Origin of the sequence: Enterobacter ludwigii, from assembly GCA_023023105.1 — a bacterium.
GTDB classification, from domain to species: domain Bacteria; phylum Pseudomonadota; class Gammaproteobacteria; order Enterobacterales; family Enterobacteriaceae; genus Enterobacter; species Enterobacter adelaidei.
The window spans coordinates 3,651,047-3,672,822 of record CP083824.1; the positions used below are offsets into that span (position 1 = coordinate 3,651,047).

22 protein-coding genes are annotated in these 21,776 nt (G+C 56.0%); 11 read left to right on the plus strand and 11 right to left on the minus strand.

Annotated features, from left to right (window positions below; translation table 11 throughout):
* Positions 1-13 precede the first annotated feature (13 nt).
* The 7 genes from recX to mltB all read right to left on the minus strand — a co-directional run bounded on the left by recX (position 14) and on the right by mltB (position 6,121).
* The gene (gene recX / locus LCD46_17620) at positions 14-514 is read right to left on the minus strand and encodes a recombination regulator RecX (protein ID UOY69858.1); all 501 of its coding nucleotides are present in this window, start codon (positions 512-514) and stop codon (positions 14-16) included.
* 66 nt (positions 515-580) lie between these two features.
* Positions 581-1,639 carry a recombinase RecA gene (gene recA / locus LCD46_17625; GenBank protein ID UOY69859.1) on the minus strand — a complete coding sequence of 353 codons (1,059 nt, stop codon included), beginning with the start codon at positions 1,637-1,639 and terminating at the stop codon, positions 581-583.
* 89 nt (positions 1,640-1,728) lie between these two features.
* Positions 1,729-2,226, minus strand: a complete 498-nt coding sequence (gene pncC / locus LCD46_17630) for a nicotinamide-nucleotide amidase (GenBank protein ID UOY69860.1) — start codon at positions 2,224-2,226, stop codon at positions 1,729-1,731.
* A gap of 131 nt (positions 2,227-2,357) precedes the next feature.
* Complete coding sequence (locus LCD46_17635; GenBank protein ID UOY69861.1) at positions 2,358-3,236, minus strand: metal ABC transporter substrate-binding protein; 879 nt, start codon at positions 3,234-3,236, stop codon at positions 2,358-2,360.
* Between the two features lie 14 nt (positions 3,237-3,250).
* The gene (locus tag LCD46_17640) at positions 3,251-4,111 is read right to left on the minus strand and encodes a metal ABC transporter permease (GenBank protein UOY69862.1); all 861 of its coding nucleotides are present in this window, start codon (positions 4,109-4,111) and stop codon (positions 3,251-3,253) included.
* On the minus strand, positions 4,108-4,761 hold the full coding sequence (locus tag LCD46_17645) for an ATP-binding cassette domain-containing protein (GenBank protein UOY69863.1): 654 nt from the start codon (positions 4,759-4,761) through the stop codon (positions 4,108-4,110). The genes LCD46_17640 and LCD46_17645 overlap by 4 nt, the downstream gene beginning before the upstream one ends.
* A 259-nt stretch (positions 4,762-5,020) precedes the next feature.
* Positions 5,021-6,121 carry a lytic murein transglycosylase B gene (gene mltB / locus LCD46_17650; protein UOY69864.1) on the minus strand — a complete coding sequence of 367 codons (1,101 nt, stop codon included), beginning with the start codon at positions 6,119-6,121 and terminating at the stop codon, positions 5,021-5,023.
* A gap of 252 nt (positions 6,122-6,373) precedes the next feature.
* On the opposite strand from mltB, the gene srlA reads away from it, so the two are divergent.
* The 10 genes from srlA to LCD46_17700 all read left to right on the plus strand — a co-directional run bounded on the left by srlA (position 6,374) and on the right by LCD46_17700 (position 15,189).
* Entirely contained in the window at positions 6,374-6,937 is a 564-nt protein-coding gene (srlA, locus tag LCD46_17655) for a PTS glucitol/sorbitol transporter subunit IIC (protein ID UOY69865.1), read from the plus strand.
* Complete coding sequence (locus LCD46_17660) at positions 6,934-7,893, plus strand: PTS glucitol/sorbitol transporter subunit IIB (protein UOY69866.1); 960 nt, start codon at positions 6,934-6,936, stop codon at positions 7,891-7,893. Before srlA ends, LCD46_17660 begins: the two co-directional genes overlap by 4 nt.
* Positions 7,894-7,905: 12 nt before the next feature.
* Positions 7,906-8,268, plus strand: a complete 363-nt coding sequence (gene srlB, locus LCD46_17665; protein UOY69867.1) for a PTS glucitol/sorbitol transporter subunit IIA — start codon at positions 7,906-7,908, stop codon at positions 8,266-8,268.
* Between the two features lie 14 nt (positions 8,269-8,282).
* On the plus strand, positions 8,283-9,062 hold the full coding sequence (gene srlD / locus LCD46_17670; GenBank protein UOY69868.1) for a sorbitol-6-phosphate dehydrogenase: 780 nt from the start codon (positions 8,283-8,285) through the stop codon (positions 9,060-9,062).
* A 67-nt stretch (positions 9,063-9,129) separates the two neighbouring features.
* Positions 9,130-9,489 carry a transcriptional regulator GutM gene (gutM, locus tag LCD46_17675; protein ID UOY69869.1) on the plus strand — a complete coding sequence of 120 codons (360 nt, stop codon included), beginning with the start codon at positions 9,130-9,132 and terminating at the stop codon, positions 9,487-9,489.
* 63 nt (positions 9,490-9,552) lie between these two features.
* On the plus strand, positions 9,553-10,326 hold the full coding sequence (locus LCD46_17680; GenBank protein ID UOY69870.1) for a DNA-binding transcriptional repressor: 774 nt from the start codon (positions 9,553-9,555) through the stop codon (positions 10,324-10,326).
* Positions 10,319-11,284, plus strand: coding sequence for an arabinose-5-phosphate isomerase GutQ (gene gutQ / locus LCD46_17685; GenBank protein ID UOY69871.1), 966 nt, complete (start codon positions 10,319-10,321; stop codon positions 11,282-11,284). Before LCD46_17680 ends, gutQ begins: the two co-directional genes overlap by 8 nt.
* Before the next feature lie 238 nt (positions 11,285-11,522).
* On the plus strand, positions 11,523-11,681 hold the full coding sequence (locus LCD46_17690) for a hypothetical protein (protein UOY69872.1): 159 nt from the start codon (positions 11,523-11,525) through the stop codon (positions 11,679-11,681).
* Between the two features lie 221 nt (positions 11,682-11,902).
* The gene (gene nagE, locus LCD46_17695) at positions 11,903-13,393 is read left to right on the plus strand and encodes an N-acetylglucosamine-specific PTS transporter subunit IIBC (protein UOY69873.1); all 1,491 of its coding nucleotides are present in this window, start codon (positions 11,903-11,905) and stop codon (positions 13,391-13,393) included.
* 131 nt (positions 13,394-13,524) lie between these two features.
* Positions 13,525-15,189 (plus strand): SgrR family transcriptional regulator, encoded by a 1,665-nt coding sequence (locus LCD46_17700; protein ID UOY69874.1) that lies wholly within the window; start codon positions 13,525-13,527, stop codon positions 15,187-15,189.
* Here LCD46_17700 and LCD46_17705 read toward each other — a convergent pair.
* The 4 genes from LCD46_17705 to LCD46_17720 form a co-directional block, all read right to left on the minus strand.
* The gene (locus LCD46_17705; GenBank protein ID UOY69875.1) at positions 15,162-16,184 is read right to left on the minus strand and encodes a HoxN/HupN/NixA family nickel/cobalt transporter; all 1,023 of its coding nucleotides are present in this window, start codon (positions 16,182-16,184) and stop codon (positions 15,162-15,164) included. The genes LCD46_17700 and LCD46_17705 overlap by 28 nt on opposite strands.
* A gap of 1 nt (position 16,185) precedes the next feature.
* Positions 16,186-18,402 carry a carbamoyltransferase HypF gene (gene hypF, locus LCD46_17710; protein UOY69876.1) on the minus strand — a complete coding sequence of 739 codons (2,217 nt, stop codon included), beginning with the start codon at positions 18,400-18,402 and terminating at the stop codon, positions 16,186-16,188.
* A gap of 6 nt (positions 18,403-18,408) precedes the next feature.
* On the minus strand, positions 18,409-18,954 hold the full coding sequence (hydN, locus tag LCD46_17715; protein UOY69877.1) for an electron transport protein HydN: 546 nt from the start codon (positions 18,952-18,954) through the stop codon (positions 18,409-18,411).
* Positions 18,955-19,088: 134 nt separating this feature from the next.
* Positions 19,089-20,102: a LacI family DNA-binding transcriptional regulator gene (locus LCD46_17720; protein ID UOY69878.1), complete on the minus strand. Its 1,014-nt coding sequence runs from the start codon at positions 20,100-20,102 to the stop codon at positions 19,089-19,091.
* A gap of 214 nt (positions 20,103-20,316) precedes the next feature.
* Between LCD46_17720 and ascF the strand changes: the two genes are divergently transcribed.
* Entirely contained in the window at positions 20,317-21,768 is a 1,452-nt protein-coding gene (gene ascF, locus LCD46_17725; GenBank protein UOY69879.1) for a PTS cellobiose/arbutin/salicin transporter subunit IIBC, read from the plus strand.
* Positions 21,769-21,776: the final 8 nt, after the last annotated feature.

Genomic DNA, 21,776 nt, shown 5'->3' on the forward strand with positions numbered 1-21,776 from the left:
ATCCCGCATGCGTTCAATCGGCAAAATTACGCCAGATATCCTGAATATCTTCCATCAGGAAGCCACGGTAGAGCAAAAAGCGTTGGATTTTCACTTTTTCTGAAAAATCACGCGGCAGGGGTTCACCGTATTTCCGAATCGCCTGTTCTTTTGCCAGCTCGCACCAGTCGGTATCGCATTCTCGCATGGCTTTTTCAATGGACTCGCGGGCTACTCCTTTCTGGTTCAGCTCCTGACGTATGCGCGCGGGGCCGTATCCTTTCCGACCACGGCTGGCGAGAAACCGGGAAGCGAAGCGCTCATCATCCAGATAGTGATGCTCGTAGCACCAGGCAATCACGCGTTCGTAATCTTCCGCCGTGGCATCAATCTCTTCCGGGCCATTTTTGCTCATTACGGGAGCCGACAGTTTTCGCCGCAACTCTTGCTCACTGTGATCACGAACAGCAAGGATACGTACTGCCCGGTCCAGTAAGCGCGCGTACGCGGGTCGGCGTGGGGTAGGTTCACTCATAAAAAACCTGCTGGTTCAGAAATGCAAAAAGGGCCGCATCAGCAGCCCTTCGTCTTTATACAAGCATTAAAAATCTTCGTTGGTTTCTTCAGCATCCACGCTATCAACTGCGAAGTCGGGTGTGGAGTCCTGGTTGTTCAGCAGAAGCTCACGCACTTTCTTCTCAATTTCTTTCGCCGCAGCCGGGTTCTCTTTCAGCCAGGAGATCGCATTTGCTTTGCCCTGACCAATTTTGTCACCGTTATAGCTATACCAGGCGCCCGCTTTTTCAATCAGCTTCTCTTTCACGCCCAGGTCAACCAGCTCACCGAAGAAGTTAATCCCTTCGCCGTAGAGGATCTGGAATTCAGCCTGTTTAAACGGCGCGGCAATTTTGTTCTTCACAACCTTCACGCGGGTTTCGCTTCCAACGACGTTCTCACCCTCTTTTACCGCACCGATACGGCGGATATCAAGACGGACAGACGCGTAGAATTTCAGCGCGTTACCACCGGTGGTGGTTTCCGGGTTACCGAACATTACACCAATTTTCATACGGATCTGGTTAATGAAGATCAGCAGCGTATTGGACTGTTTCAGGTTACCGGCCAGCTTACGCATTGCCTGGCTCATCATACGTGCCGCGAGGCCCATGTGAGAGTCACCGATTTCGCCTTCGATTTCGGCTTTTGGCGTCAGTGCGGCAACGGAGTCGACCACGATAACGTCAACAGCACCCGAACGAGCCAGTGCGTCACAAATTTCCAGCGCCTGTTCACCGGTGTCCGGCTGAGAACAGAGCAGGTTGTCGATATCAACGCCCAGTTTGCGAGCATAAACAGGGTCCAGCGCGTGCTCGGCATCGATAAATGCACAGGTTTTACCTTCACGCTGTGCCGCAGCGATAACCTGCAGCGTCAGCGTCGTTTTACCTGAGGACTCTGGTCCGTAAATTTCTACGATACGGCCCATCGGCAGACCGCCAGCGCCCAGTGCGATATCCAGAGAAAGCGAACCGGTGGAGATGGTTTCCACGTCCATGGAACGGTCTTCACCCAGGCGCATGATGGAGCCTTTACCGAATTGCTTTTCGATCTGGCCCAGTGCTGCCGCCAACGCTTTCTGTTTGTTTTCGTCGATAGCCATTATTACTCCTGTCATGCCGGGAGAAGCGACTGTGCTTCACCGTGGATTTCTGTTCTGTTGGTGCAATTATACTGTATAGTCATACAGTATCAAGTGTTTTGTAGAAATTGTTGCCAGAGCGTTTTTAACGCGTATTCCGTTGCCTGACGGCGCACGCTTTCGCGATCGCCGCTAAAACACTCCCGGCGGGTGATCCCTTCACCTTTGGACGTGGCAAAACCAAACCAGACTGTGCCAACAGGCTTCACGTCGCTGCCGCCATCCGGGCCTGCAATGCCGCTGATTGAAATGGCGTAATCCGCACGCGCCTCTTTGAGCGCACCAATTGCCATCTCAATCACCACCGGTTCGCTGACCGCGCCATGCTGTTCCAGCGTGGATTCACGCACGCCAATCATCTGGGCTTTAGCTTCGTTACTGTAGGTCACAAAGCCACGTTCAAACCAGGCGGAACTGCCGGCGATATCAGTAATCACTTTCGCCACCCAGCCACCAGTACAGGACTCTGCAGTGGTGATTGTCGCACCACGTTGCTTAAGCGCCAGCCCGACTATCTCACTAAGCTGCATCAATTCATGGTCAGTCATTCTCGCTCCAGGCATCAGAAAAACGTGCAGCACAAGATAGCACTTTCTCGTCAGATATGGGGATGCGCTTCAGGTTTTACGAGGGGGCTTCAGAAAAAAGCCGATGCGGGCGCACCGGCCATTAGAGAATGTTATTTCATGCTGTCGGCGAGGGTATTCACATTGTGACGAAACGCCTTCACGTAGGTGTCTGCCACTCCGCCTTTTGCCGACAGGGCTTCCGGATAAAGTTCACCACCCGGCTGAGCGCCCGTGGCTGACGCAATCTGTTTAACCAGACGCGGGTCGAGCTGGTTTTCCATAAACCAGGTTTTCACGCCGTCCGCTTTAATCTGATTAATAATCTCAGCAACCTGCGCCGCACTGGCTTCGCTCTCTGACGACAGTCCCTGTGGCGCCATAAACGTGACGCCATAGGCCCTGCTGAAATAACCGAAAGCGTCATGACTGGTCAGTACGTTACGCTTCGCCTGTGGGATCTGACTAAAGCGGGTTTTAGCCCAGCTATCCAACTGCTCAAGCTGCGCGATATATTTTTTCCCGGAGGCATCCAGCGCGGCTTTATCTTGCGGATCGGCTTTCACCAGCCCGTTCAGAATATTTTGTGCATAAAGCGCCCCGTTCGCCGCACTGTTCCACGCGTGAGGATCGGTCACGGTCTTTCCATCTTCCTCAAGCGTGTGGGTTTTCACCCCGGTTGAAGCGACGACCAGCTGGCCTTTAAATCCGGAGGCTTTCACCAGACGGTCAAGCCAGCCCTCCAGCCCCAGGCCGTTCACCACCACCACATCGGCCTTGCTCAGCGCCGCGCTGTCTTTCGGCGACGGCTCGAAGGTATGCGGATCGCCGTCCGGCCCCACCAGCGTCGTCACCTTCACATGATCGCCGCCGACCTCCTGGGTGATATCCCCCAATATTGAAAAGCTGGTGACCACATTAAGTGTTTTCGCCATCACGCCGTGCGACAACATCCCCAGCGCGAGCGCCACTGCTAATCCTGTACGTTTCATCGTTTCCCCTTGCGTTAAAAAAACGCACGCAGGCTGCCAGCGAGCTGGCTTCGCGTGCCAAATAAAATAGAAATAAAGAAAAGTGCGCTGGCGGTGAGCACAATAGACGGCCCCGCAGGCAGGCTCACAGCCCAGGAAAGGCTTAACCCGAACCATGCACAGAAAATACCGCTCATCCCTGCCATCAGAAGTAATCCAGGTAGGGTGCGTACCCAGCATCGCGCGGCCACGGCGGGTAACATCATCAACCCGACGGCCATCAGCGTGCCAAGCACCTGAAAGCCCGCCACCAGGTTAAGCACCAGCAGCGCCAGAAACAGGCCATGCAACAGACCGGGTAACCAACGGGCATTCACCTGCAGCCACGCCGTATCAAACGCCTCTGTCACCAGCCCGCGATAAAAGACAGCCAGTACGATTAACGTGAAAATACAAACCCCAGCCACAAACAGTGCGGCATCGTTGTCCACGGCGAGAATAGAACCAAACAGCAAATGCAGCAGATCGACATTCGACCCACGCAGCGACACCAGCGTGACGCCTAATGCCAGCGATCCCAGATAGAACCCGGCAAAGCTGGCATCTTCTTTAAGCGGCGTGCGTCGGCTGACCAACCCGGCCACCAGCGCAACGGCAATCCCGGCGATAAAACCGCCGATACTCATCGCCAGCAATGACATGCCGCTGAGCAAATATCCCACTGCGACACCCGGCAAAATGGCATGAGAAAGGGCATCCCCCATCAGGCTCATCCTGCGTAGCTGAAGAAAAACCCCGAGCGCCGTGGTGCTGACCGACAGCGCCAGGCAAACCAACAGTGCGCGCCGCATAAAGCCGTACTCGATAAACGGCTGGAAAAAGAGTTGCCAAATCATGCCACCCTCACCCGCTCGGTTTTCCATTGGGGAACGTCAGCATCCAGCCGTAATGTCTGCGGGAAATGGCGCGAGACGCGTTCACTGTCGTGGAGTACCGCTAACAAGGTTTGTCCCTGCATATACATCTCCAGCATCAAATCCATCAGCACGTTGCAGGTGGCTTCATCGACGCCGGTAAAGGGCTCGTCAAGCATCACCAGCGGCGCCTGCTGTACCAGGACACGGGCAAAAAGCATGCGCTGAAACTGGCCGCCGGAGAGCTCATCAATGGTAGATAGCGCCATAGATTCCAGCCCTACACGTTCAATCGCACCGGCAATCCGCAAGCGTGTTTCACGACGAAAGCCGGATAAAAGCGAAATGCCCGGCCAGCACCCCATACTGACGACATCCTGCACGGTCAACGGAAATTGCGCCTCCAGCCCGTGGCGTTGTGCCAGCCAGCCAATCACCGGGCGCTTTTCCTGCCAGCGCATACTCCCGCCCACGGGAGCGATAAACCCTGCGAGCGTTTTCAGGAGCGTCGATTTCCCGCAGCCGTTGGCGCCCACGATTGCGGTCATACTCCCGCGTTCAATGACGCCGGATAACGGCCGCGTGACGGGCTGACGTTCATAACCTGCGGTCAGTTCATTCATTACGATCATGGCAGCGCTACCGCCCAACTCACCGCCAGGCTGAGAAACACAATAATGGCCAGCGCCAGCAGAAGGCGAACTGGCGCAGAGAGCGAAAAAAGGGAAATTGACATCTCGACACCCGCAATAATGTTATAACATAACAATAATGAAAGGTATTGACGTTGTAAATGGTGTGTTTGAAAAGGGAGTGTGGCGAAATGTTTCAGCGAAAAATAGGGGACCATCTTCAGCCCTCTCCACCAGGGAGAGGGCTGAATCAAGCGAGTTACTGACTAAACGGCGACGCTGCAGGCACACGCGCCTGCGATACCGCCAGCCCCAGCTGCCACACGGCCATCGCATAGTGGGTGCTGTGGTTATAGCGGGTGATGGTGTAGAAGTTTGGCAGACCGTACCAGTACTGGTAACCGGTACCGATATCCAGACGCAGCAGGCTTGCCTGTTGCGCATTGCCCAGCGGCTGCGTTGGCGTTAAGCCTGCTGCTGCCAGCTGCGAAATGCTGTAGTTGGTTTTGAAGCCGTTTTCCAGCCCCGGCGCCTGGCCGTTAGCCTGCACCGCCACCTGGCCGCCCGGCACCCAGCCGTGCGCTTTGAAGTAGTTCGCCACGCTGCCAATAGCATCCACCGGATCCCACAGGTTGATGTGACCATCGCCGTTAAAGTCGACGGCGTATTGTTTATAGGAGGACGGCATAAACTGGCCATAACCCATCGCACCGGCAAACGAACCTTTCAGATCGAGCGGATCATCTTGCTCATTACGCGCCATCAGCAGGAAGGTTTCCAGCTCGGAAGAGAAATATTCGGCACGGCGCGGGTAGTTAAAGGACAGTGTCGCCAGTGCATCCAGGATGCGGGTTTTGCCCATCACGCGGCCCCAGCGGGTTTCCACGCCGATAATCCCGACGATAATTTCCGGCGGCACGCCGTAGACCTGCCACGCACGGTTCAGCGCATCCTCATACTGATTCCAGAACACGACGCCATTCTGCACGTTGTCCGGGGTAATAAACTGTTTGCGATAGCGCAACCATGCGCCATTTGGCCCGCTCGGCGCCTGGGCCGTCGGTGCCTGTCTGTCCATCAGGCGCAACACGTAATCAAGACGCTTCGCCTGAGATAAAATTTCGTGCAGTTGTTGCCTGTCAAAGCCGTGTTTGCTCACCATTTTATCAATGAACTGCTCGGCCGCCGGGTTATTCGCGAAGTCGCCGCCCATCTGCATCATATTGTGCTGCGGCTCCAGCAGGAATCCTCCGGAAGGCGCGCCTGCCGTTTGCTGAACGGTTTCGGTCTTAGGTTTGCTACTACAGGCAGACAGCAGAATAAGCGCAGGTAACAACGCTGCATAACGACGCTTGAACATGAGACATCCATTTAACGGGTTCGATAAGAGCTCAGTATGGTAAAGCATCCGCAACACCTCAAGGAAGCAGTACGCACCTCCCCCACGCAAATCCTCGCTTTTTTCCACCGAAAATCATTGACCTCATCAATAAACTTTCAAAATAATACATTTTTCTTTCATTGTGAGATCTAACTAACACTTTAAAACCTTTCAAAGTGATTATTATTAGCCCGGTCAGACAAAAACAAAAAAGCCCCACAGGAGAGAAGAATGATAGAAACCATCACCCACGGCGCCGAGTGGTTCATCGGGCTGTTTCAGAAAGGCGGAGAAGTGTTCACCGGCATGGTGACCGGGATCCTGCCCCTGCTGATCAGCCTGCTGGTGATCATGAACGCGCTGATCAACTTTATCGGCCAGCAGCGCATTGAACGCTTCGCTCAGCGTTGCGCGGGTAACCCACTGTCCCGCTACCTGGTATTACCCTGTATCGGTACCTTCGTTTTCTGCAACCCGATGACCTTAAGCCTCGGGCGTTTTATGCCAGAAAAGTACAAACCAAGTTACTACGCAGCGGCCTCCTACAGCTGCCATTCGATGAACGGTCTGTTCCCGCACATCAACCCCGGCGAGCTGTTTGTCTATCTCGGGATAGCCAGCGGCCTTACCACCCTTGGTCTGCCACTCGGACCACTGGCGGTGAGCTATCTGCTGGTTGGCCTCGTCACCAACTTCTTCCGCGGCTGGGTGACGGACCTCACCACCGCCATTTTCGAGAAAAAAATGGGCATCCAGCTTGAACAGAAAGTCCATCTTTCAGGAGCCACAGCATGAACCGGATCCGCATTGAGAAAGGCACGGGCGGCTGGGGCGGCCCGCTGGAGTTCGACGCAACAGAAGGCAAAAAGATCGTCTACATCACCGCAGGCACACGCCCGGCGATCGTTGACAAACTACGCGAGCTGACCGGCTGGGAAGCGGTTGACGGCTTTAAAGAGGGCGAGCCACCGGAAGCGGAAATCGGCGTGGCGGTGATCGACTGCGGCGGCACGCTGCGCTGCGGCATCTATCCTAAGCGTCGCATTCCGACGGTGAATATTCACTCCACCGGCAAGTCAGGCCCGCTGGCGCAATACATCCTGGAAGACATTTATGTGTCGGGCGTGAAAGAGGACAACATCACTCTGGTGAATGGCTCCCCTGCCCCACAAAAAGCCACACCGCGTGATTACGACACCAGCAAAAAAATCACCGAACAGAGCGATGGTCTGTTGGCAAAAGTCGGCATGGGCATGGGGTCCGCCGTGGCGGTGCTGTTCCAGTCCGGGCGCGACACTATTGATACCGTGCTGAAAACCATTCTGCCATTTATGGCATTCGTCTCGGCGCTGATCGGCATCATCATGGCCTCCGGTCTGGGTGACTGGATTGCCCACGGACTCGCCCCGCTCGCCAGCCATCCGCTTGGGCTGGTCACACTGGCGCTGATCTGCTCCTTCCCGCTGCTGTCGCCGTTTCTCGGCCCTGGGGCGGTGATTGCTCAGGTCATCGGCGTGCTGATTGGTGTGCAAATTGGTCTGGGTAATATTCCCCCGCACCTTGCTCTGCCCGCCCTGTTTGCCATTAACGCCCAGGCGGCATGCGACTTCATTCCCGTTGGGTTGTCGCTAGCCGAAGCGCGCCAGGACACCGTGCGCGTGGGCGTGCCGTCAGTGCTGGTAAGCCGCTTCCTGACGGGCGCGCCGACGGTGCTGATTGCCTGGTTTGTCTCTGGCTTTATTTATCAATAAGAGGTTCTTGTTATGACCGTGATTTACCAAACCACCATTACCCGCATCGGCCAGAGCGCGGCGGAGGCACTGAGCGACCAGATGCTGATCACCTTCCGCGAAGGTGCCCCGGCGGATATCGAAGAGTTTTGCTTTATCCACTGCCATGGCGTGCTGAACGGTGAACTCAAGCCCGGCAGCCAGCTGGAGCTGGGTGAAACGCGTTATGCCGTGACCGCCGTCGGTGAGGTAGCCGAACAAAACCTGCGCGAGCTGGGCCATATCACCCTGCGTTTTGACGGCCAGCCGCAGGCGGAATACCCCGGCACGGTTCACGTCGATGGCCCGGTTCCACAGGCTGTCACCCCAGGCTGTACATTAAAATTTGTTGCGTAATTAAGGAGAATCACATGAGTCAGGTTGCCGTTGTCATTGGTGGGGGACAAACGTTAGGTGAGTTCCTCTGCCGTGGGCTTGCCGCAGAGGGTTACCGCGTGGCGGTAGTGGATATTCAGAGTGAAAAAGCCGCCCGCGTGGCGGATACCATCAACACCGAGTTTGGCGAAGGAATGGCATACGGGTTTGGCGCCGATGCCACCAGCGAGCAGAGCGTAATGGCGCTTGCCCGCGGTGTGGACGAGATTTTTGGCCGTACCGACCTGCTGGTTTACAGCGCCGGGATTGCAAAAGCGGCCTTTATCAGCGATTTCGAACTGGGGGATTTTGACCGCTCGCTGCAGGTGAACCTCGTGGGTTATTTCCTCTGCGCCCGCGAGTTTTCCCGCCTGATGATCCGCGACGGCATTCAGGGGCGCATTATTCAGATTAACTCGAAATCCGGCAAAGTGGGCAGCAAGCACAACTCCGGTTATAGCGCGGCGAAATTTGGCGGCGTCGGGCTAACGCAGTCTCTGGCGCTGGATCTGGCTGAATATGGCATTACCGTTCACTCGCTGATGCTGGGCAACCTGCTGAAATCGCCGATGTTCCAGTCCCTGCTGCCGCAGTATGCCACCAAGCTCGGCATCAAAGCTGAAGAAGTGGAACAATATTACATTGATAAAGTGCCGCTCAAGCGCGGATGCGACTATCAGGACGTGCTGAATATGCTGCTGTTTTACGCCAGTCCGAAAGCCTCGTACTGCACCGGGCAGTCAATTAACGTCACCGGTGGGCAGGTGATGTTCTGATCGGGCAGGCTGATGCCCTCACCCTAACCCTCTCCCTGTGGGAGAGGGAACACAACAAGGAGCCGATATGGTCACAGCACTCATCACCGTCGCCGCCCTCGCCTGGTTCTGCCAGATGGCTTTCGGCGGCTGGCAGATCCATCAGTTTAACCGCGCCTTTGATGCGCTGTGTCAGAAAGGCCGCGTGGGCGTCGGGCGTTCTGGTGGACGTTTCAAACCACGCGTGGTGGTTGCCGTTGCGCTGGACGAAGATGACAAGGTCTGCGATTCCCTCATCATGCGCGGCATGACCGTTTTCGCCCGCCCGGCGAAAATCCAGGCGATTAACGGACTGTCGTTGCAGGAATTGCAGCCTGATGTGATCTTTCCCCATGATCCACTCTGTCAGAATGCACTATCATTAGCGCTTAATCTGAAACATGGATAATTTCGTTGTGAAAGCTATAGACTTGCGAAATTATCATTTCGCAACCTAAGGAACGAAGCGCCTATGAAACCTCGTCAGCGGCAGGCGGCCATTCTCGAGCATCTGCAGAAGCAGGGGAAATGCTCGGTAGACGATCTGGCCCACTACTTTGACACCACCGGCACGACAATACGCAAAGACCTGGTATTGCTCGAAAACTCTGGCGCCGTCATTCGGACTTACGGCGGTGTGGTGCTCAATAAGGATGAAGCCGACCCGCCTATCGATCACAAAACGCTGATCAACACCCACCAGAAGGCGCTGATTGCCGAAGCGGCGGTGAAATTTATTCACGATGGCGATTCCATCATTCTTGACGCAGGCAGTACCGTGTTGCAAATGATCCCGCTGCTCAGTCGCTTTAACAACATCACGGTGATGACCAACAGCCTGCATATCGTCAACGCCCTCTCTGAATTCGATAGCGAGCAAACCATTCTGATGCCGGGTGGCACCTTCCGTAAGAAATCGGCGTCATTCCACGGCCAGCTGGCAGAGAACGCCTTCGACCACTTCAGCTTTGATAAACTCTTTATGGGCACCGACGGCATCGACCTGAACGCGGGCGTGACCACCTTCAACGAGGTGTTCAGCGTCAGCAAAGCCATGTGCAATGCCGCGCGGGAAGTGATTCTGATGGCAGATTCATCGAAGTTTGGCCGTAAAAGCCCCAATATCGTTTGCAGCCTGGAAAGCGTCGACAAACTGATTACCGACGCAGGTATCGACCCGGCGTTCAAAAAAGCGCTGGAAGAGAAAGGCATCGACGTGATCGTAACCGGAGAGAAAGATGAGTGATTTTCTGTTAAACGCTGGCCGCCAGACCCTGATGCTGGAGCTACAGGAAGCCAGCCGCCTGCCCGAACGCTTGGGCGAGGATTTTGTTCGCGCGGCCAACACCATTATTCAGTGCGAAGGTAAGGTGATTGTCTCCGGAATAGGTAAGTCAGGTCACATCGGTAAGAAAATTGCGGCGACGCTTGCCAGCACCGGTACTCCGGCCTTCTTCGTTCATCCGGCAGAAGCACTGCACGGCGATCTGGGGATGATCGAAAGCCGCGATGTGATGCTGTTTATCTCCTATTCCGGTTCGGCCAAAGAGCTGGATCTCATCATTCCGCGCCTGCAGGAAAAAACGGTCGCTCTGCTGGCAATGACCGGCAAATCCCGCTCGCCGCTGGCGCTGGCAGCCAAGGCCACGCTGGATATTTCCGTTGAGCGTGAAGCCTGTCCGATGCACCTCGCCCCCACATCCAGCACCGTTAATACGCTGATGATGGGCGACGCGCTGGCGATGGCGGTGATGCAGGCGCGCGGCTTTAACGAAGAAGATTTCGCCCGTTCGCATCCGGCCGGAGCGCTTGGGGCACGCCTGCTCAATAAGGTTCACAACCTGATGCGAACTGACGATGCCATTCCGCAGGTCAAACTCGATACCAGCGTGATGGACGCGATGCTGGAACTGAGCCGTACCGGGCTGGGATTGGTCGCCGTGTGTGACAGCGACAGCTTTGTTAAAGGTGTATTTACCGACGGCGATCTGCGTCGCTGGCTGGTCGGCGGCGGCAAGCTGGAATCGCCGGTTTCTGAAGCGATGACCCAGGGCGGGCTGACGTTGAACGCCGACAGCCGCGCCATTGAGGCCAAAGAGGTTCTGATGAAACGTAAAATCACCGCCGCGCCGGTGGTGGATGACGGCGGCAAGCTGTGCGGCGCCATCAACCTGCAGGATTTCTATCAGGCTGGAATTATCTAATCTTTGAGCCCAGGACACTTCGCCAGCCGGTGCAGGTTGGTGAAGTTCAAAAGTCTAAACGCTTTTTTTTACGCAATTTATTCATAAAATAAATACAAATAAGATAAATCATCGCTATCAATCCTTTATTTATTATTCCCATCAATACTTAAAACCGGAACACCTGAAAAACATTGCCCTGTTTTATTCCCTAATAACAATCTACCCTGATCACACATTAACGCGAAAGGGGTATTTCATGGCACATTTCACCGAAGAGCTTAACTATCTCGCTCACTATTTTAAGCAGGTCAGAAAAGCAGAGCACATTTTATTTCGCTGGCTATGGTTGAGTCCTGAAGCTCGTATCGAGCGCCTGCGGGAGCTGATGATTCCGGTAAGCAAACGTGATAACTGAAGGTCTGGCGGCGCTTCTCCTTCAGTAAATGTGTGAAGCGCCACCAGCAAAAACCGGAACAAATAATAGAATGCATCATTGTTTATTTCAGGAATGACTTACCTGAGGAATATAATAAAAATTAATTTATATCGCATCACATTTTTATCTCCCCTGCTTACACATTAAAATAAAAGCTGTTATTTTCCGATGTGAATTAAGTCTTTTTGGAATCCTCTCTCATGAATGCATTTAGTTATCTTCAACGTCTGGGTAAAGCCCTGATGTTGCCTATCGCCACCTTACCAGTTGCAGCCATATTATTACGCCTCGGCCAGCCTGACGTATTTAATATTCCGTTTATTGCCAGTGCCGGTGGCGGGATCTTCGACAGCCTGCCGCTGTTGTTTGCTCTGGGTATCGCCATTGGTCTGGCAAAAGACAATGCTGGTGCTGCAGCTCTCGCGGGTGCTGTCGGCTTTCTGGTCCTCACCAAAGCCACAGCGGTGATTAACGCCTCCATTAACATGTCCTTCTTTGCCGGGATTATTGCGGGTGTGGTGGCCGGTCACTGCTATAACCGCTTCTCCAATACTAAACTGCCGGATTTCCTTGCGTTCTTTGCTGGTAAACGTCTGGTGCCCATCATGACCGGGTTAATTTGTCTATTCATCGCATGGATTTGCGGCTACGTCTGGCCTTCCGTGCAGCACGGCATTGATACCTTCAGTTTGCTGGTGTCCCGTAGCGGTGAGCCCGGCTGGTTTATTTACGGTGTCCTTAACCGCGCGTTAATTCCTTTCGGCCTGCACTACATACTGCATTCCGTCTTCTGGTTCAGCCTCGGTGACTGTCTGAAAGTGACTTACGATGCTGCCAGCGCGGTACATAACATCTGTCTCGCGCCGGACGTGGTGAAAGGTCTGGTCGTTGGCAGCGCCGTGCCAGGTATTGACGGATCCAGCATCACGCAGATTGCCACCGACTTAACCCGGGGCGATCTTAACCGCTTCTTCGCCGGTGACCCGCATGCGGGGGTCTACATGGCCTGGGCATATCCGATCTTTATGGGCGGTCTTCCGGGTGCAGCACTGGCGATGTATTTCGCCGCGCCAAAAGCACGTCGCTCAGCCGTCGGCGGGATGCTGCTCTCTGTCGCCCTGACCGCCTTCCTGACGGGCATTACCGAGCCAATTGAGTTCTCCTTCCTGTTCCTCGCTCCAGCCCTGTATGCCCTGCATGCGGTACTTGCTGGTGTGAGTATGGTAATCGCCAACAGCCTCGGCGTGCTGCATGGCTTTGGTTTTTCCGCCGGGCTTATCGACTTCGTCCTGAACTGGGGTCTTGCCACGAAGCCGTGGCTCCTGATCCCTCTGATTGCTCTGTTCTTTGCGATCTACTTTGTGGTATTCACGTTCGCGATTCGCTTTTTCAAGCTGAAAACGCCGGGTCGCGAAGACGACGACACGGTAACGGGTGATTCTGACGATCAAAACGAGGCCATTGCCCAATACATCTCAGCATTGGGTGGCAAAGATAACCTGAAGATTGTCGATGCCTGTATAACTCGCCTGCGCTTAACGCTTACAGATAACAGCGTGCTGGATGAACAGGCGCTGAAATCACTGGGGGCGAAAGGCATTCTGAAAATGGGTACGCAGAACGCACAGGTGATTCTGGGCCCACAGGCCGAAAGCATCGCGCTGAAGATCCGGGCGCAGATCGAAGCCTGACGTTGCACAATCCTGTTCCCTCTCTCACCGGAGAGGGAATAAAACCGGAACACTTTATATATCCCACCCTTATTTATTCCGCAAAACCCCCTACACTCTCACCATTCTCCTTTTGTTACCGGTACGCCGTCATGCGCCAGCTTCAGAAAATCCGACAGTATCAACGGCTTTATCAGCACTACGGCACAGAGCCAAAGCCCACGACCATCGCGGAAGTGGCCGGTGTCGCGTTATGCAGTGAGCGCCATGCACGCACATTGCTGCGCCAGCTTACGCAAAACGGATGGTTAAGCTGGCAGGCGCAACCAGGACGCGGACATCGTGCCATCCTGCATTGCCTGACGACCACCAGCGAACTGAGCGCACCGCTGATGCATGCCTGCCTGGAAAAAGGGGACTACCAGAGCGCGCTGCAGTTGGCCGATGGCGACCCGGCTAGCCTGCATCACATCATCACGCCGTTTTTAGGCGGAAAATGGCTTAAGCACCAGCCGACGCTGCGCATTCCGTGGTATCGCCCACTCACGTCGCTGCATCCCGCCCTGCAACGTCGCCGTGCCGAGCAGCATATTATCTGCGCGGTTCACGCTGGGTTGACGCGTTACGTCCCCGGCCACCCGCAACCGGTGGCCGATTTAGCCCATCACTGGGAGAGTAGTGACGACAAACTTCGCTGGAGCTTTTACCTGCGTAGCGGTGCGCACTGGCATAACGGACAAGCGATCAGCGATGAAGATATTCTCGGCGCGCTGCACCAGTTGTTGGCCGATCCCGCACGTAATACAGGGCTAACTCACGTGAGTAAAGTGATGCTTATCGCACCGTGGTGTCTGGAAATCACGCTTAACGCGCCAGACGCCATGCTGGCGCATCGTCTCGCGCATCATGTTTGCCGTTTGCCACATCCGCAACAACCGAATGTGGGTGCTGGCCCCTTTGCAATTGCTTATCATCACTCGCACTATCTGCGCCTTGAGCGTCAGCCGTGGTACTTTGCGACACATCCCCTGCTGCATGCAATTGAGTTCTGGCGAACCCGCGCCGGAACAGAAAAACCGGCATGGATAACCGTTGGTAAAGGAGAAAATGCCCAGGAGTCCATCACCACCACCAGCGGTGGGTTTTCCTGGCTGATGGTGAATGCCCGGTTACCACAACCGCTGGCCGCCTGGTTGCGCCAGGAAATCCAGCATCTTAACCAGCAGTTCATCCGCCGGGATGATGTTGAAACCCGTACGGAAATACTGCCCGGGATCACGACACCCGCGTATCCTGAAGCGCCTGACGTGACGCTTCCACCTGCCCTTTCACTGGTCTGCTATCACACGCCGGTGCTGTGCGACCTCGCCGGCATGCTGCAAACTCGCCTGAAAAAGCGTGGCTGCGACGTCACGATTCACTGGAAAGATCGCGAAGAGTGGCATGCGCCTGACGCGCTGGCGCAAGCGGATATCTTACTGGGGGATTATCTTGCCGGTGAAGTACCGGTCTTTGCGCTGGCAGAGTGGTTTACTGAAGAACCCGCGTGGATCGCCGCGCTGGGTGAGAGCGCGTGGCAAAACGCAAAGCAGACGCTGATGGCGTATTGCGAAAGTGAGGAAACGCTAAGAGCACACTTGCCCGCCTTCTTTCATCGCCTGCTTGAAAGCGGCGCCTGTACGCCGCTTTTCCACTACCGCTATCGCATCAACACGATGGAAAATGTGCAGAACATTGTGCTGACTGCCAGCGGCTGGCTTGATTTCACCCGCGCCTGGCTACCGCCGGCTCAGGAGCGCACGACCAGCGCATCGTAGCCGCGCCAGCGGTAGTTGACCATGGAGATCAGCCAGCAGGCGACAAACAGCCCGACCACCACAAATCCGGCGTTGCCCAGGTTGTCGTTTACCGCGCCAATCACATCCCAGACGCCACCGCTGAGGGCGAATTTATCCATCAGCAGACCCAGCGCTTCCAGCCCGCCAATAAACAGCGCCACCACCACAGATGTCCCGGTAATGGTCATGTTGTAGTAGAGCTTACGTTGCGGTTTGTTAAACGCCCATCCGTAAGCACCGACCATCAACAAATTGTCGAGGGTATCGACCAGCGCCATACCGCTGGCGAAGAGCGCCGGGAAGATCATGATTGACCACACCGACATCCCGTGAGAGGCGCTGGCGGCAGAAATGCCCAACACGCCAATTTCGGTGGCAGTGTCAAACCCCAGACCAAACAGGAATCCGACCAGGTACATCTGCCAGCTTTTGTTGACCAGCCGGAAGGTTGCGCCAAATAACCAGTTCATGACGCCGCCCTGTGCAGGTAACTCTACTTCACTGCTTGTCGCGCGCCCCTTTTTCAGCGCCTGAAAACTGCGCCAGACGCCGCGTAAAATCACCATATTGACCAGCGCCATCGCCAGCAGGAAAGTCGCGGAAACGGCTGTTCCAATCAGACTCCCTGTCTCGTGAAACCATGCCATATTTTTCTGAAACGCCGTAGCGGTGGCAGCAATGGCAATGGAGGCCAGCACCACGATGGTGGAATGACCCAGCGAGAACCAGGCCCCTACGCCGGATGGGCGTTTGCCCTGCTGCATCATCTTACGCGTGACGGTATCAATGGCCGCAATGTGGTCTGCATCCACCGCATGGCGAAGTCCATAACACCAGGCAAGCAGGCTTGCCGCCATCAACGCCGTGCTGCCGCTGAAGGTTTGCCATGCCCATCCCCAGGCCAGCAGGTTTGCCATTACCAGAGCCAGCAGCAGAAGCGCGGCACGAGGTTCATTGCGTAAGAGTCGTAACATTTTAAGTCCTTTGTGAACATGACCGGGCGGCGGCGACCACCGCCTGCCCGAAGGAGATCGCTCCGTCACCTGCGGGCAGGCGCGAAGGAAAAAGAAGCGTAAAGTCAGAAAGATAATGACGCAGACGCGCACGCAGCAGGCGGTTGTGTAACACCCCACCGCTGAAGCACACCGTGGAAAGTGATAAACGCATGGCATGCAATTTGACTAATTGCGCCAACCCTTTTGCCAGCGCATCGTGAAACGCCCATGCGCGTTCGCAGGGCTCCGCCTGCCAGTTCAGCCATTGCTGCCAGAAGAGGGAGAGATTATCCACCGAAAGCGTGACCGGGTGCGCGACACCGGCGCACTGTGAAGCCAGTGCTTCCAGCCGGCAAGCCGCTTCACTTTCGTAGCGTTGCGTTTCTATGCCCAGCGCGCAGGCGATTGCATCGAAAAGCCTTCCGCATGACGAGGCCAGCGGCGTATTGACGCCGCGCCCGATTGCTGTCGCCAGCAGCGGCCAGTTTTGGCGCTGTACCGCACGCGTTTCCGGGTAGTGCTGCCAGTCAGGCACAAACGCCAGGCAATGTGCGAGTAAATTGCGCCACGGCTGAACGGCCGCCAGATCCCCGCCAGGCAACGCCACGGCAGGTAATCCACCGAGATGCTCACAGTCGCAGTAGTTTACCCGCAGACATTCCCCACCCCACAGCGCACCGTTCTCGCCCATGCCGATCCCGTCCATCGTCAACGCGATAACATCGCCACCGTCGAGCGGCCAGCCGTTTTCAGCCAGGCACGCCGCCGCGTGTGCGTGATGGTGCAACACGGTGTCGACCGGCAACGCCTGCTCGTGTGCCCATTGTCGGGAGTGGTAACCCGGATGGGCATCGCACACCACACGCTCCGGTTGAAAGGTGTAGATCTGCTGCATCAGCGCCAGTGCCGAACGCCACTGGGCTTCGACACCCTCGTCACTGAGATCGCCAAAATGCTGGCTCAGCACGGCCTGGTTCCCGCGCACCAGGCAGAACGTATTTTTCATCTCGCTACCTGTACACAACATAGCGGGTATATTGCTAAAACCTGCAGGCAACGTGATGGCATCCGGCACAAATCCGCGCGCACGGCGCAGCATTGTCCCGTCCTGAAGCAGGACCGAATCATCCATCCTCTGCACAATGTCGCGGTTGTGAAGCAGAAAACCGTCTGCAATCTCCCCAAGCTCGTCCAGCGCCTGCTGATTACTGATGGCGGGCGGTTTGCCGCTGAGATTGCCGGAGGTCATCACCAGCGGAAGCTGGCAGTCGAGCATGAGCAAATGTTGCAGCGGGTTTGCGGGCAGCATGATGCCTACCAAGTCCAGGCCCGGAGCTATCTCGTCGGGCAACGCGGGCAACCACACCTTTGGCGTAAGCACAATGGGGGCTGCGGGTGAGCATAACAGCGTCTGAATCGCCGTCGGCAGCGCTTCCGCCTGCGGGATCATCACGGCCAGCGGCTTCGCAGGACGCTGTTTGCGTGATCGAAGTAACGCGACCGCCTGCGGATTGAGCGCATCACAGGCGAGGTGAAAACCCCCTAACCCTTTGATGGCAACAATGCCACCGTTTTTCAGCATCTCTACCGCAGCGCTTAACGCAGACTCGCGGGTAGTAATGATGTCCCCCGCACGCCATTCCAGCTCCGGCCCGCAGTCCGGGCAGGCGACGGGCTGCGCATGAAAACGGCGGTCTGCGGGGTTGCGATACTCCGTTTCACATGGTTCGCACAGCGGGAATGTCGCCATCGACGTGGCCGGGCGGTCATAAGGCATGGCGCGGATAATGGTAAAACGCGGACCACAGTGGGTGCAGTTGATAAACGGATAGCGATAACGGCGTTCACGGGGATCGCGCATCTCAGCCAGGCATGCCGGACAGGTAGCGGCATCCGGTACGATCTGGGTGTCCATCGCCCCGCCCGCGCTGTGACGGATGGTAAAGTCCTCCGGCACACGCCTCCAGGTGAAAGGCTGCAAGTCGATCGCGTCAATACGCGCCAGCGGTGGGCAGTCCTGGCGCAGCCTCGCGGTAAAGGCCCCCCCATTACCCGCGAGCCGCACCAGCACGCCCTCTCCGTCATTGCAGACGTCGCCGTTTAACTGAAGCGACTGCGCCAGTTGCCAGACGAAGGGACGAAATCCGACGCCCTGCACTTTGCCGCGCACGCGCAGCTGTACGCCGTTACTGCACATGGCGGATCAGAACAGCAGAGATGAAGAGGTATCGAACACCGCACGACGGCGTTTTTCCGCACTCATCTGTTCGAGCTTATCGCGATCAACACACACCAGGGCGTGCGTCGGGCAGGCTTCCATGCAGGCCGGGCCCGCTTCACGGTGGTAGCAGAGGTCACACTTGTTGGCTTCGGCTTTGTCCGTGCGCACATTCAGGCCCATGCCGCTGTTACGCACAACCGGACGGACAACCACTTCCATCGCGCCATACGGGCAGGCAACCACGCAGGTTTTACAGCCGATGCAGCGCTCCTGCATCACGTGCACAAACCCTTTTTCGCGTTTAATCGCCCCGTTCGGGCAGACATTCGCGCACGGTGCGTCTTCGCACTGACGACAGATGGCGGCGGTGGAAATATTCACGCCTTTAATGACATGGATGCGCGGCAAAAAAGTATCAGGGGTAAGCGACGCGCAATCCTGCTCCGCCTGATGGGAAACCACGCACGCTACTTCACAGGTACGGCAACCAATGCACTTACTGGCATCGGCCATAATAAAACGGTTCATCTGCTTCTCCAGCATTACTGTTATGCGCGGAGATATTCATAAACCGTGCCAATTATTAAGACATTGATTTTAAATAAATTTAAAAATGACGCTGGCACTGTCATCGTCACTTCTGACGATGACAGCTGTCGACATCAACGATGAGGGCCGTCAATGACGGAGTCGCGCAGGACAAGCTCGCCGGAGAACGTTTGCTGATATTTAAACTCCCCGCCGTCGAGCATAAAGATCAGTCGGCTGATGGTTTCTTTGATCATCTCCGTCACCGGAATGCGAACGCTGGAAAGCGACGGCACGATATAAGGTGCGATGGCCACGTCGTCAAAACCGATCACCGATACCGCGTCCGGGGTGGCCACACCGCTGTCGTGCAGCTGCTTCATAGCACCGATTGCCATATCGTCGTTACTCGCCACCAGCGCCGTAAAGGTTGCCCCCCGAGCCAACAGCTCGGAAACCGCCGCGGCACCACTGGCCGGGTTCCACTTTCCCTGCGAAATCAGCTCAGGGCGTAGCGGGATCTGGTGCTGTGCCAGTGCGTCCTTGTAGCCGGAGAGACGTTCAACCCCGGTGGGTGAATCCAGCGAACCCGTGATAAATGCGATCTCTCTGTGCCCTTTCTCAATCAGCTGCGACACCGCCTCCTGACAGGAAGCTTTATGATCGGACCAGACGCTGTGGCTGCTGTTTTTCCGCAAGCGGCGGTTAAGCACCATAATCGGTTGCTCACACTTCTCGACGATCTCATCCATCTCATCCACACTCAGGAAACGCGGGTAGATAATCACCGCATCGCAACGCATATCGAGTAAATACTGGATCGCCTCACGCTCTTCATCAGCGCTGTGCTTGCCGTCAGCAAGGATCAGCTGTCGCCCTTTTTCTTCTGTCATCCGCGCGGCGTTAAACAGCAGTTCGCTAAAGTAGACGCCGTGGTACAGGGTGTTTGTCACTACCAGCCCCAGCGTCTGGGTGCGTTTGGTCGCCAGGTTGCGCGCCAGTAAATTCGGGCGATAGCCGCTCTCTTCAATGGCCTGAAACACCCGGTCTTTGGTCTCCTGGCTGACATAGCCATTTCCCGACAGCACCCGGGATACCGTTGCTTTCGAAACGCCTGCCCGCTTCGCCACTTCAAGCATCGTGGTCATCTTGTTATTCCGTCTGAAACTGATGGAGCGCAGTGTACTGCACTGCAGAAAAATTGTCGCAGCGATGAAATCACGCTTTTTGCACCGCCTGGTGATCATCATCACGAAATGAAAAAATGGTCGAAATGTGATCTTGTTTCATTCAAATAAACTCATGATGATTATGTGGAACCGGTTTCCTACATTTCTCACAACGATAACAGGATCTCATCCGATGGCCAAAAATTACGCTGCGCTGGCGAATGATGTCGTCAGCGCGCTGGGCGGCAAAGAGAACATCGTCGCCGTCACCCACTGCATGACGCGTCTGCGCTTCGTCCTGAAAGACGAAAGCCTCACCGACGCTGCGCGTCTGAAAAGCATTAGCGGCGTGCTCGGCGTAGTGCGCAACGACAACCAGTGCCAGGTGATCATTGGCAACACCGTTTCTCAGGCCTACCGCGAGGTAGTCAGCCTGCTGCCAGCCGACCTGCAGCCTGCATCACCGGAAGGTCCACAGAAGTTGACATTGCGCCGCATTGGCGCCGGGATCCTGGATGCGCTCATCGGCACCATGTCGCCGCTGATCCCGGCGATCATCGGTGGCTCGATGGTTAAACTGCTGGCGATGATCCTTGAGATGACCGGCGTGCTGCCTAAAGGCGCGCCGACGCTCACCATTCTCACCGTGATTGGCGACGGTGCCTTCTTCTTCCTGCCGCTGATGGTGGCGGCCTCGGCAGCGGTGAAATTCAAAACCAACATGTCGCTGGCGATCGCCATTGCAGGGGTTTTGGTTCATCCGAGCTTTATCGAGTTGATGGCGAAAGCCGCGCAGGGCGAGCATGTTGAGTTCGCCTTCATTCCAGTAACGGCAGTGAAATACACCTACACCGTGATCCCGGCGCTGGTGATGACCTGGTGCCTGTCGTACATCGAACGCTGGGTCGATCGCATTACCCCGGCAGTGACCAAAAACTTCCTCAAACCGATGCTGATCGTGCTGATTGCCGCCCCGCTCGCCATTGTGCTGATTGGGCCGCTGGGGATCTGGATCGGTAGCGCCATCTCCGCGCTGGTTTACACCATTCACGGCTATCTGGGCTGGCTCTCCGTGGCGATCATGGGAGCACTCTGGCCGCTGCTGGTGATGACCGGGATGCACCGCGTCTTTACGCCAACCATCATCCAGACCATTGCCGAAACGGGCAAAGAAGGGATGGTCATGCCGTCGGAAATCGGCGCCAACCTCTCCCTTGGCGGTTCGTCTCTGGCGGTAGCCTGGAAAACCAAAAACCCGGAGCTGCGCCAGACGGCGTTAGCGGCGGCAGCCTCTGCCATCATGGCGGGGATCTCTGAACCCGCGCTGTACGGTGTAGCGGTACGGCTGAAACGTCCACTGATTGCGAGCCTGATCAGCGGTTTTATCTGCGGTGCGGTGGCCGGCATTGCCGGACTTGCCAGCCATTCGATGGCCGCACCTGGGTTGTTTACCAGCGTGCAGTTCTTCGACCCGGCGAACCCGATGACCATCGTCTGGGTGTTCGGTGTCATGGCGCTGGCGGTGGTGCTGTCGTTCGTTCTGACCCTGATATTAGGTTTTGAAGATATCCCGGTCGAAGACGATGCTGAAAAAGCGCGCGCCCTACAGAGTGCCCCGGTACAGAGCAAAGCAGCAAAAGCATAAATTGAGAG